The 11703-nt window shown below is 63.3% G+C and carries 9 protein-coding genes; 2 read left to right on the top strand and 7 right to left on the bottom strand.

Annotation, left to right across the window (positions count from 1 at the left end; all coding sequences use genetic code 11):
* Positions 1 to 96: 96 nt before the first annotated feature.
* The 5 genes from AB1555_16985 to AB1555_16965 all read right to left on the bottom strand — a co-directional run bounded on the left by AB1555_16985 (position 97) and on the right by AB1555_16965 (position 5239).
* On the bottom strand, positions 97 to 1047 hold the full coding sequence (locus tag AB1555_16985) for an Mrp/NBP35 family ATP-binding protein (protein ID MEW6248384.1): 951 nt from the start codon (positions 1045 to 1047) through the stop codon (positions 97 to 99).
* Positions 1048 to 1107: 60 nt separating this feature from the next.
* Positions 1108 to 1584, bottom strand: coding sequence for a MogA/MoaB family molybdenum cofactor biosynthesis protein (locus AB1555_16980; GenBank protein MEW6248383.1), 477 nt, complete (start codon positions 1582 to 1584; stop codon positions 1108 to 1110).
* A gap of 12 nt (positions 1585 to 1596) precedes the next feature.
* Entirely contained in the window at positions 1597 to 2541 is a 945-nt protein-coding gene (tatC, locus tag AB1555_16975) for a twin-arginine translocase subunit TatC (protein ID MEW6248382.1), read from the bottom strand.
* A 78-nt stretch (positions 2542 to 2619) separates the two neighbouring features.
* Complete coding sequence (locus AB1555_16970; protein ID MEW6248381.1) at positions 2620 to 4086, bottom strand: Do family serine endopeptidase; 1467 nt, start codon at positions 4084 to 4086, stop codon at positions 2620 to 2622.
* A gap of 382 nt (positions 4087 to 4468) precedes the next feature.
* Entirely contained in the window at positions 4469 to 5239 is a 771-nt protein-coding gene (locus AB1555_16965) for a hypothetical protein (protein MEW6248380.1), read from the bottom strand.
* A gap of 196 nt (positions 5240 to 5435) precedes the next feature.
* Between AB1555_16965 and AB1555_16960 the strand changes: the two genes are divergently transcribed.
* Positions 5436 to 6251 (top strand): dolichyl-phosphate beta-glucosyltransferase, encoded by an 816-nt coding sequence (locus tag AB1555_16960; GenBank protein MEW6248379.1) that lies wholly within the window; start codon positions 5436 to 5438, stop codon positions 6249 to 6251.
* 6 nt (positions 6252 to 6257) lie between these two features.
* Here the strand turns inward: AB1555_16960 and AB1555_16955 are convergent, their stop codons facing one another.
* Both AB1555_16955 and AB1555_16950 read right to left on the bottom strand, forming a co-directional pair.
* Complete coding sequence (locus AB1555_16955; GenBank protein MEW6248378.1) at positions 6258 to 7793, bottom strand: hypothetical protein; 1536 nt, start codon at positions 7791 to 7793, stop codon at positions 6258 to 6260.
* A gap of 38 nt (positions 7794 to 7831) precedes the next feature.
* Positions 7832 to 9550, bottom strand: coding sequence for a carbamoyltransferase C-terminal domain-containing protein (locus tag AB1555_16950; GenBank protein MEW6248377.1), 1719 nt, complete (start codon positions 9548 to 9550; stop codon positions 7832 to 7834).
* A 142-nt stretch (positions 9551 to 9692) separates the two neighbouring features.
* Between AB1555_16950 and AB1555_16945 the strand changes: the two genes are divergently transcribed.
* Positions 9693 to 11639: a hypothetical protein gene (locus AB1555_16945; protein ID MEW6248376.1), complete on the top strand. Its 1947-nt coding sequence runs from the start codon at positions 9693 to 9695 to the stop codon at positions 11637 to 11639.
* Positions 11640 to 11703: the final 64 nt, after the last annotated feature.

Genomic DNA, 11703 nt, shown 5'->3' with positions numbered 1-11703 from the left:
AGCGAATAGCGAATAGCTCGCAGCACAAAGTTTCGTTCTGGCATTTGCATACGGTTGGCCTTTGGCTGTTAGCTGTTGGGTGTTTGCTGTTCGCAATCAGCTTCGCCGCGGCGCGACTTTCACCAGCGAACCGCTCTTCTTGCAGAACGCCTCGACCTTGTTCGCGATCTCGTGATACGCCTCCGCCGTCGGCGTGTCCGAGTAGAACATCGCGAACGGCTCGCCCGCGTCGCACTGGGTGACGACGTCGGGATCGAGCGGAATCCGCCCCAGAAACGGCACGCCCATGTCGTGCGCCGAGGCCTCGCCGCCGCCCTTGCGAAAGACTTCGATGTGCTTGTGGCAATGCGGGCAGTCAAGCCCGCTCATATTTTCCACGATCCCGATGATCGGCACTTCGCTGTCTTTGCAGAACGTGACGGACTTGCGTGAATCCAGCAGCGCCACCTCCTGCGGCGTGGTCACGATGACGGCGCCGCTCACGGCGCCGAGCAGGTCGATCGTCGTCACCGACTCGTTGCCGGTCCCGGGTGGCAGGTCGATCAGCAGGAAATTGAGGTCCTGCCATTCCACCCCGCCGAGGAGTTGGTTGATGAATTCGTACTTGTAGGCGTCCCGCCAGATGATCGGATCATCAGAGTTCTGGAGCAGGAAGGACATGGAGGCGATTTTCAGATTGTAGGTCTGGTAAGGGATGATGCCACCGGACGTGCTGATCTTCAGTTTCTGTCCTTCGGCTCCGAGCATTTTGGGAATGTTCGGGCCGTGAATATCCATGTCGCAAATACCGACATGCCAGCCTTTGAGCGCCAGGCTGACGGCGAGGTTGGTGGTAACCGTGCTCTTGCCCACCCCGCCTTTGTTGCTCATCACGAGCACCTTGTATTCGATCCGCTCCATCCGCTTCGCGACGAGCCACCGGCTGTGCCCTTCCTTGTCCTTTTGACAGGTCTCATTCTCATCGCAGATGGCGCAGGCCCACATATAGGTGCAGGCGTCGCCGTTGTCCGACCCTCGAGGCTGGATCACGTTCAGTTCGCGCGGCATGTTTCTTCTCCTCGTAATGCGTGACACGTGATGCGCAGGGCATGCTGCAGGCAAGACGCATTACGCATGACGTTTCCCGATTTTCTCCACCGTGTGGTCCAGGATCGGCAAAATGACGGCGAGGTTTTCCTTGGCTCCCCTTGGACTGCCCGGCAAATTGACGATCAACGTCGAGCCCCTGATGCCGGCCGTGCCACGCGACAGCATAGCCGTCCGCATTTTTTTCAGGCTTTCCATTCGCATCGCCTCGCCGATGCCGGGAATTTCCTTTTCGATCACGTCTCGCGTCGCTTCCGGCGCCCAATCGTCCTGGCGGACTCCGGTTCCGCCGATCGTCAGAACGACGTCCGGCTCTCCGCTGTCGCAGAGCTTGAGCAGTTGCTCGCGGATAGCCGTCCGGTCGTCCGGTACGCAGGCATAAACGGCGACCGTCCCCGGCAACTCCCTGACCATCCGCTCCAGTTCCTCCCGCCCCGTATCGGTTTCCTGTCCGGACACAACCTTGCTGCTGATGACGAGCAGGGCCACCTTCAACATGGAACCTTGCCGTCAGCGTCGGTGCCCTGCCGTGGGCACCCCCACATATTCGCCCTCCGCCGCCATCGCCGGTTTCGGCATCGGCGCGACCGGTTTCGTTCCAGTCGTCGCTACGCTCGTGACGGTCTGCGCCTCCTGAGCCGGACGCTTCTTGCCGAACACGCCCGCGCTCACGATGCCGACTTCATAGAAGAAATACATCGGCAGCGCCATGATGCACTGATTGAACGGATCGGGCGTCGGCGTCAGGATCGCCGCAACGAGAAACGCTCCCAGGAAGGCCCATTTTCGGTAGCGTTTAAGAAACGGCGCATCGACCCAGCCCAGCTTCGCCATCAGCGTGATGGCCAACGGGACTTCGAAAATCACCCCGAAGACCATCAGGAACCACAGGGCGAATCCCACATACTGCGCGATCGAGAGTTGCGGAATGAACCCCGCATTGACGCCGTAGGAAATCAGAAAGTTCAGCGCGAACGGCAGGACAAAGAAAAAAGAGAACAGCACGCCGGCGTAGAACGCGGCGGTACTGAGCAGCACGAACGGCCCGACGAATCGTCGCTCATGGACATGCAACCCCGGCACGACGAACTGCCAGATTTCCCAGAGAATATAGGGCGTGGCCAGGACGACCGCGAAGAGACCGGCGACCTTGACGTTCTGCCACAGTGCTTCGGCGGGAGCGAGGAACACAAAGGGCACGGTCGGAAGATCGGTCGGGACCCAGGTCAGGGACCCCGGCACGAACATGTTCTGGAGCGGGACCCGCAGCCACTGCACGAGGGTGTCGGCATAGAAGAACGTGACGACGAAGACGATTCCCGTGGCGATAACCGCCCGGGTCAGCCGGACCTGGAGCTCGACCAGGTGCTCCATGACCGGCATCTTCTTGTCTTCGAGCGGCTTGAAGACAGAGTCGTGCAGCCACTTTTCGAACTTTTTCAGGCCGTCAGCCATACTCCACAGCCCTCAGCTACCAGCTATCAGCCATCAGCTCAGGAACCCTGCCGCTGACGGCCGTCGGCTGTTCGCTGATTACTTCGGATTTACCGCCACGAACAGGTTGTTCCCCTGCCGGCTGAGCAGCAGCACGACCATTTCCTCTTTCTTAATCTTGGCCGACGCCTTCTGGTAATCCTCCATGCTCTTGATGACCTCATGGTTGATCTCCTGAATGACGTCTCCCCGCTGCAGGCCGGCCGCTTCGGCCGGACTTCCGGCTTCGACCTGGTTGATCACGACGCCCGTCGTTTTGGCCGGCAGGTTCAACTGGCTCATCATCGCCGGATCGAGCGGCTGGACCCGGATGGCGGCCAACACGTTGTCCGGCGGTTTCACGGTTTCGGTTGGAGGCGGAGGGGGTTCTCTCCGAGCCAGCACCTCGTCGGACGGCCGCTCGGCGACCTTGACCTTGATCGTCTGTTCCTTGCCGTCGCGAAGAATCTTGACCTCCGCATCTTTCCCCACGACCGTGCGCGCGACCATGTTGCGCAGTTGGCTCACGCTCTGCACTTCTTTGCCGTTGAACGCAATGACCACGTCTCCGCGCTTGATCCCCGCCGCGGCGGACGGTCCGTTTTCGTTCACGTCGCTGATCAGCACGCCCTTCCGCTGATCCGGAATCTTGAACGACTTGGCCAACGCCGGCGTGATCTCCTGAATGGCCACCCCCATCCACCCACGCACGACTTTGCCGGTCTTCACCAGGCTGTCGACGATATCGACGGCGATGCTGCTGGGAATGGCGAACCCAATGCCCTCCGATCCGCCCGTCCGCGAGAAGATCGCGGTGTTGATGCCGATCAACTCGCCATTCATGTTCACCAGCGCGCCGCCCGAGTTGCCGGGATTGATCGCCGCATCGGTCTGGATGAAGTCCTCATAATCCGCGATCCCGACATTGCCGCGACCGAGCGCGCTGATAATGCCCAGCGTGACGCTCGAGCTCAGCCCGAACGGGCTGCCTATCGCCAGGACGATGTCGCCGACCTGCAATTTCTCGTAGTCCGCCCACTTCAGGTAAGGGAGATCCTTCGCGTCGATCTTGATCACCGCCAGATCGGTCTTGGGATCGGACCCGACGACTTTCGCCGTGAATTCCCGCCGGTCGCTCAAGGTCACCGTGATCTGGGAAGCGTTCTCGACCACATGATTGTTGGTCACGATGTAGCCGTTCGGGTCCAAAATGACACCGGAGCCTGCGCTCTGGTCCGGATGACGGGGACCGGGAGGAAACGGCGGAGGGCCGGGCGGCTCGGCTCCCGGAGGCTCTTCTCCCGGGGGTCCTCCGAACGGACCGGGCGGCAACGGGCGTCGGCCTTCGCGGCGCCCCTCCCCGCCGCCGGTCACGGCGATGTTGACCACCGCCGGAGTCACCCGCTTCACGATTTCCGAGAACCCTTGAGCAAACGCCGGCGGCACACCTGCCGCGTCAGCCGTGGTGACGTGCTGAAAGGCGATCCCAGCCACAGCTACCAAGCCCATGAAAAAAGCTGAGCCCACAGCGAGAGCTCGTTGATCTCGATGTCCCATAACGGATTCCTCCGCATTGCTGATATGCTTCATGATGATGATTTCCTCGACTCACCTGGTCCGAGCACGGGGCCACGGAATGCGATCGCTCTTGTCCCCTTAAACCTCACTGATCCGGTTTCTTGCGTTCTGCGAAAGGTGATTGTACACCATTCACCGAACCGCCTTCAAAGACTAAAAGTCCCTTCTGGGCGAGAAAAAGCCTCGCCGAGAAGGGATCGTCCTTTTTTAGAAAATAGCGGGTAGCCGTAGCAAACAGGAAAGAGTTCCGAGCTATTCGCTATCGGCTATTCGCTGCTCGCCGTTGAGTCTGTTCGTCCTGTCAAATGGCTCCAAAGGTCATGCCCCGTGGTTATCCCTGGGCCGGATTCATTTCTGTCCGTCGCTTGTGGAGCCAGGCATCCTGGAGACTCAAGATGAGACGTTTTGCGGCCTGGTTCATGGATACGACGCGCAGAGTGTTCGGCGCACCTTCGAAGGTCGGCGGCCAGAAGCGTCGCTCGGGATCCTGCGGTCGGAGATACACCACGGGATACCATTGGTTGATTCCGGGAGCCGACGGACTGTCGAGCGTCGCCCACGCGCGCCCCTCCGCATGCAGCAAAGACCGGCCGGCGTTGACGTCGATCAACGCGACTTCGATCAACGACCAGTTATCGCGCCGGAACCCCGGTTGCATATGCGTCGTCCATCCGAGAAACACGTAGATCGGATATTCTTGCTCGGTACTGGAGAGCACCGCGACGGCCAAATAGTCCACGCCGTACCGCTTGCCCAACTCGCGGAACGAGGCGATGTCTCCTGTGGGTTTGAGGTCATCGGCGGGGAGAATCTTGTCGATGGCGATCGGAAGATGTTGACTGATCTGTTCCTTCAGGGTCTGAGCCAGCCGGTTCACCGCTTCGTCCGGCGGAGACGGGGCTGCATCCGGGGCCGACGCATCGGCGATCACGACCAGCCCGGCGTGAATGGGTCGCTCCGCGGGCAGAAGCGAGACCGGCGGTTCCGTGATCGCCTGCGGGCCAAGATAATCGGCCATCCGGCTCGGAGGAACCGCGGACGCACAGGCGGCCAGTGAGAGCAGCCCTAACGCAAGACAGACGGTTTTGACTTGGATCCGCATAATTCCCCCCTCCCGTCGTTCAGCCTGCCTCGGGACTTCTCTTTAGCATACACATACGTTCGCTCCCGTTCGACGGATCTGTCAAGCCCCTCCGGACCTTGCAATCGACTTCGGACTCGGCTAGGGTGTGGCGGCTCAACCGCCCTCGACCATCTACGGTGGAGAAGCGGCAGGGTGGCGACCCTCGGAGCGTCCGATGCCTGTGCGACATCCTTCGTTCCTCCCGGATCTTTCGGTCATTGTTCCGGCCTACAACGAAGCGGCGCGCATTTTCCCCTCCCTTCACCGTCTTGTGCGCTACCTCGACCGGCATGGCGCGCCTTACGAGGTTCTTGTGGTGGACGACGGCAGTCGGGATGGCACCGCGGCCGTGGTCGAACGTTTCGGCGCCGAGTGCCAGGCGGTCCGACTGATCCGGTTGCCGGCGAATCAAGGGAAGGGCGCGGCCGTGCGCAAGGGCATGCTGGAGGCCAGAGGCCGGCTGCTCCTGTTCACCGATGCGGACGGCGCGACCCCGATCGAAGAGCTTCAGCGGTTGGAACAGGCCGTGATCGACGGGGCCGATCTGGCCATCGGTTCCCGCACGCTCGCCTCCCGCGATCCGCGTTACACGGTTCGCGCGCGATGGCATCGCAGCGTGTTGGGGGCGCTCTTCAACATGCTGGTCCGGCGCGCGGGCATCGTCGGCATCGCCGACACCCAGTGCGGGTTCAAGTTGTTTCGGAGGTCCGTCGCCCAGGACCTGTTTTCGGTCGCCAGCATCAACGGGTATGGCTTCGACCTCGAACTGCTCTACGTCGCCCAACGCCGCGGCTATCGCATCGCGGAGGTTCCGGTCAACTGGGCTGATCAGCCGGGTTCGAAAGTCCAGGTCGTCCGCGACGGCCTTCGCATGGTGCGCGACCTCTTCGCCATCCGACGCAGCGACGCGCAGGGACGGTATGCCCCCGCCGGGTCGTTGCCGCACGCCGCCGACGTCGTGCTGAGCCATCCCGGCTCCCCGCCTTCTTAAATTCCCTCACTTTCTCACGTAAATGACGGCCTTGGCGTCTTCGTACACCGGGTGCCAACCGGCTTCGCGCCGAAGGGCTTGGTCCAGCGGGCTCCCGCGGCGAACGAGCGCCCAGTCGACCCCGTACTTGTCGAGCACGCCCAGCGCCGGAGGGTCCCAGTTCGTCAACGCGACGTAGTCATAAAAAATCCACCGATCGCCGATCCGCCAGGCTGGCATGCGGCCGTCGATAAAAATCTTCTCTTCCGGGAGCCACCAGAGCAGGAACCCTCCATAGCCGTAGTCGTTGTACAGCCTGGTCCCCACCTGATCGCGATGCGTTTGCACCCACTGCACCGCCTCGATGGGGTAGTCGGTCTGGCGGAAGAACTCGCCGGGATCGAGTCCCGAGAGCGCCACCCGTCGGAGATGGTCCGGCCCGGCCAGCCCCATCAGGAGGCCCATGACGACCGTCGCGGCCAACAGCCAGGCCTTGGTCCGGGAGACCCGCGCCGGTAGGAATCGCGTCGCTCGTTCAGTCACCGTGGCCACTTGTTCCGCGCACCACGGCAGGCTGACGATGAGAAAGAGCGGCACATTCCGCCAATGTTGCAAGGAGAGGACGAGAAAGACGAGGAGGACGGTCCAGCGAACCGGTTCGACCCGGCGATAGCAGCAGAAGCCGGTCAAGCCGAGTCCGAGCACATAGGCGACGTAGACAAGCCCGGCGCGGCTCTGGAGGGAGACTGGCTGCCACTCGTGTAACACGTCAATCATGAAGCGGTCGTTCAGCGACGCATAGATTTCCGCATACAGTCGCCAGCCGTAGGGATTGATAAGCGTCACCAATGCCGATGCGGCCAGGGCAACGGCGAACCGACCGATCTCGCGCCCGGGCATGACCGGTTCATCGAGACGATCCTCCAGCCATGGCCGGCGGGAGACGATCCATCGCATGATCGCGGAGGCGCTCAGGATCAATCCCAGCAGGAACAGCCCGGCCGTAAACCCGCCATGGAGATTGGCCCAGAGCAGAAACAACGGCGGCAGCACCCACCAGCGGCCTCGTCCGGCGAAGCGGGCATGGTGAACGGTTCGGAGCGCGAGCGCCATCCCCAGGAGGGTCACCAGTTGCGTCCTGGCGCCCAGGAACGGCAAGGCCACCCAGAGGACGACGGCGACGGCGACGAGTTTTTGCGTCCGCCCGGTCTCCGCCGCTCCCACAGCCGTCCAGCATGCGCCGATCGTCACCGCCGAGAACAACAGGATGACCCCCAACGGGCCGACCGGACCCGGACCCTGAAAGATGGCGGCGATGAGCCCGTCCGTGAGCCACGCGTGCTCCACCCAAGGCCAATCGGGCATGGTGTGGGAATAGGGATCGGTGGCCGGCAATCGCCATCCCTGACGGATCAGATCGAGCCCCGTCCGCAAGTGCCAGCCGAAGTCGGGTTCGACGAGGGGTTGGAGCGCGAGGTTCAGAATGAAGAAAAGCAGCAGCGCGTCGAGGGCGGGAAAACCCGAAGCCGGGTTCTTCGTTTCACGTAAATCGCGAATCGCCACGGAGAGTACGTCCGCGCACAAACCATCACGTTCAACGGTTACCGCGTGACGGCCTCCGGTCGCCCGACCAGCAGATTGTCCAACACCAGCCAGTCGACGCCCGTGCGGAGGAAACAACGGATCGCGTCGTCCGGTGTGCACACGATCGGCTCGTTCACGTTAAAGGAGGTGTTGAGCAGGACCGGCACCCCGGTCCGACGTTCGAAGGCTTCCAGCAATTTCCGGAAGCGCGGATTGGACTCGCGATCGACGGTGTGCACCCGGGCGGTTCCGTCCACGTGGGTGACCGCGGGGATGAGACCCTTGGCGGCCGGCAACACCCGTGCGGTGAGGAGCATGAAGGGCGACGGCGACGGTGGATCGAAATAGTCTCCGGCGCGCTCTTCCAAGACCGACGGCGCAAACGGGCGAAACCATTCCCGCAACTTCACCTTGGCGTTGATCAGTTCGCGCATGTCTTCGCGCCGCGGATCCGCCAAGAGGCTGCGGTTGCCCAGCGCGCGCGGGCCCCACTCCATTCGGCCCTGGAACCAGAAGACGAGGCGGCCTCGTGCCAGTTCCGCCGCGGTGCGTTCACACAGCTCGCCCTCCGGCAGCGCGGCGGCGATCAAGCCGGCCCGATCGAGCGCGCGCCGGCACTCCTGTTCGTCGAATGCGGGCCCCAGATACGCCGACCGCATCACGTCCCGGTCGGGCATCCCGCCGCAACGGGACGTCCACCGGAGCGCGGCGCCCAAGGCCGCACCCGAGTCCCCCGCCGCCGGCTGGACATAGATCCGCCGGAAATCCGTTTCCCGGAGCAGCCGGCTGTTCGCTACGCAGTTGTAGGCGACGCCTCCGGCCAGACAGAGCGATTGGGCGCGAGTGCCCGCGTACAGCGAGCGAGCCAGGTGCAGCAACGTGTCTTCCAACACCAATTGCGCGCTGGCGGCGATGTCGCGGTGGCGCTGGGTGATCTCTTCACCGGGGCGCCGATTCGGCCCCAGCAAGCGGATCAACTCGGGCGAAAAGATCCGCACCCGCGCCAGGTGAAAGTCCAGCAATCCGGTGTTCAGCCGAAATTCGCCGTCCGGCCGCAGAGGCAATATGTGGGCGCGGAGCAGGGGCGCGAATGTGGGCTCCCCGTAGGCGGCGAGCCCCATCACGATGTACTCATCGTAGTCCGGACGAAACCCCAGAAACGACGTGACGGCGGCATAGAATTGTCCGAGGGAATGCGGCAACGCGATCCGTTTCAGCACGCGGATGTCCTGTCCTTCCCCCGCCGCCAGCATCACGGTATGCGATTCGGACGCCCCGTCGACCACCAAGATCGCCGCCCGCTCGAAGGGCGACACCAGGAAAGCGCTCGCGGCATGACAGAGATGGTGATCCAAAAACACCGGACGGCGGTCGACGCCGCCGAGGTGCCGGCTCAGCCGGCGCTTCAGGAACACCAGCTCCGCCCACTCCCGGCTGAGCCGTTCGAGGCTCCGCCGGCCCTTCACCCGGAAGAGCTGCGGAGACCGCAGCATCGACCCGAGCGCCAGCGCCGCTCGGCGTCCCAGCACCCAGTACTTCCACGGAACGGCGATCGCGTCCACCTCGTCGAGCCGCACCCCGGCTTCGCGCAGGCAATAGCGAATCGCCTGCAGGGGTAAGGCGGTCACGTGTTTGACGCGGACGAACCGCTCCTCTTCGGCCGCCGCCACAATCCGTCCATCCCGGACGAGCGCGGCGGCCGCATCCCGCATGTTCGACAGACCCAGGACCAGCATCAGACGATCTCCGGAGGTCGACGAGAACGCTGCCCAGCCTCCACCGGCGGCGTAAGGATAAACGAGCTCTCCTCCACTGGCAAGGCACAATCATGAGGGGCGTGTTGCAATCGTCCGGCGGTTTCTGTACGGTGTGGACTTCTTGCTCCTTCCCGTTGCCGATGGGGTGTCGATGCTCGGTCGTGGAAGTGTTCGTTCAACCGACGTTCGGTTGTCGGCGAACCGGATCGCCGTGCGGACCTGCACCGTCGTGGTTTTGGGTCTCCTCGCACTGGAGCTGACGGCCTGTGACAAACTCACCGGCTTGGTTCGGCGCACGCCGCTGCCGGACATGGGTCCTCGCCTTCCCGTCTCCGTGAAGCTGACGTTCGACCCGTCGCTGACCAACGCGAGGGCGCAGTATATCGACGCCTGCAACAGTCCTTACGAAATCCCTCTCGGCGCCGAACTGGAGTCGGTATTGCTCGACGCGGCCGCGCAAAACTTCCAGTCGGTCTCGGCCTCCGGGGCGAACCCTCAGCCGACTTCGCCGACCTATGAAATACACATCGACTTGCAACGGTCGGGGCTCAAGCTGCTCACGGACAATATTTACGACCGAGTGCCCGCCGAACTGGTCTTGGAAGCCGTTGCGACATTCAAAGACGCCTCGGGAACGGTGGTGAACCAACAAGCGCTCTCCGTCCAGCACAAGCAGCGACTGATCCTTGAACCGACGCAGCGTCGGTGCAACTACGGCAATATGGACGAGTTCATCTACGAGGCGGCGGTCGCGCTGTCGACCCAGTTCGTTCGGGCTGCCCGAGCCCAGTATGAGTCCGGCAGCCGGACGGTCTCGCCTGCGCCTCCCGCGCCGGCGGCTCAGGCCCAGGCGGTTCCACCGTCGGGGCCCGCCCCGACGAGATCGTCGATCTCCGCCGTCTCGTTCAAAGCGACGTTGGTGGACGAGAACGGCGATCTTCTTCTGGAGGGAGGCGAACGCCTTCGGGTTCGTATCGACCTGGCAAACGGCGGCGGACAGGCCGTCCACGGTGTCTCCGCTTCGATTGCGGGCACACCGGCGGTGGTGTCGCAATTTCCGGCCACGACACTGCCGGTCGGCACGCTTCAGCCGGGGGACTCCCGCTCTATCGAATTCGTCGCCACGCTCCCGCCGTCGATCCAGCCGCAGCGCGGCGAATTGCAGGTAACCCTGTTGGACCCGTCGGGGGCTCCCATCGCGCCGGTTCAGACCCTCACCGCATCCATCCGTTCAAGGGACTCGAGACCGGAGGCAGCCGATGCGGCTCCGACCGTTCCGACCGCCCTCCGCCGTCTCGACACCTACGTCGTCGCGATCGGACTCAGTCTTTATCGCGATCAACAGATCCCGGGACGCAAATACGCGGCGCGGGACGCCGAGCACGTTGCCGCCTCGTTCCGGTCGCTGGGCGGCGTTCCCGCCGCCAACGTACGGGTCCTGCAGGATGTGAAGGCCCTGCGGCCGGACATCGAGGAAGCGCTGCTCGACTGGTTGCCCACGCGCGTGCATGGCGAATCCCTCGTGATCGTCTATTTCGCCGGACAGGCCTTCGTCGCGTCGACGGGCGAGACCTTTCTCGTTCCCTACGACGGCGGCAGCGCCTCGCCCTCGCGACTCTATCCGCTGAAGGAGCTGGAAGCGGCGCTGGCGAAACTCCACCCCAAACAGACGCTCTTTATCTTCGACGGAGGCGTGGCCAGGCTCGGCGGAGACGCCCGCACGAAAAGCAAGCCTCCGCGCTGGGACGCCGCGAACAACGGGGTGATTCACCTCATCGGTCTCAACGGATTCGGCAAAGGGTTGGAGTCTGACAAGCTCCGGCATGGATTGTTCACGCACTATCTGCTCCGCGGCTTGGAAGGCGACGCCGATGCCAACCGTGACGGAGCGGTGACGCTGGGCGAACTGATCGATTTTTTGGACCAGAAGGTGCCGGCCGCCGCCAAATCGGGCTTCAGCCTGGAGCAACGTCCGCTTATCGTGCCGGCCCTGCGACCGACGGATGCGGTCGCGGGCGTGATCCTGACCCAACCCGGGCCTGGGGGGACGCTCTCGGAGGTTCGGTAGGTCGAGGGACGTTTGACAAGGCCGCCCGAGTTTTGAACCAAATACAAAAGGCGGCGGGACTCGG

This window comes from Nitrospirota bacterium (assembly GCA_040755395.1).
Classification (GTDB): domain Bacteria; phylum Nitrospirota; class Nitrospiria; order Nitrospirales; family Nitrospiraceae; genus DATLZU01.
The sequence above is the reverse complement of the archived record's forward strand: the minus strand, read 5'-3'. Positions and strand labels throughout refer to the sequence as shown.

What these genes read in the sequence shown, in the direction of transcription:
- AB1555_16980 (MEW6248383.1), bottom strand. Translation starts at nt 1,584, where the DNA reads ATGTTGAAGGTGGCCCTGCTCGTCATCAGCAGCAAGGTTGTGTCCGGA.
- AB1555_16950 (MEW6248377.1), bottom strand. Translation starts at nt 9,550, where the DNA reads ATGCTGGTCCTGGGTCTGTCGAACATGCGGGATGCGGCCGCCGCGCTC.
- AB1555_16965 (MEW6248380.1), bottom strand. Translation starts at nt 5,239, where the DNA reads ATGCGGATCCAAGTCAAAACCGTCTGTCTTGCGTTAGGGCTGCTCTCA.
- tatC (MEW6248382.1), bottom strand. Translation starts at nt 2,541, where the DNA reads ATGGCTGACGGCCTGAAAAAGTTCGAAAAGTGGCTGCACGACTCTGTC.
- AB1555_16960 (MEW6248379.1), top strand. Translation starts at nt 5,436, where the DNA reads ATGCCTGTGCGACATCCTTCGTTCCTCCCGGATCTTTCGGTCATTGTT.
- AB1555_16985 (MEW6248384.1), bottom strand. Translation starts at nt 1,047, where the DNA reads ATGCCGCGCGAACTGAACGTGATCCAGCCTCGAGGGTCGGACAACGGC.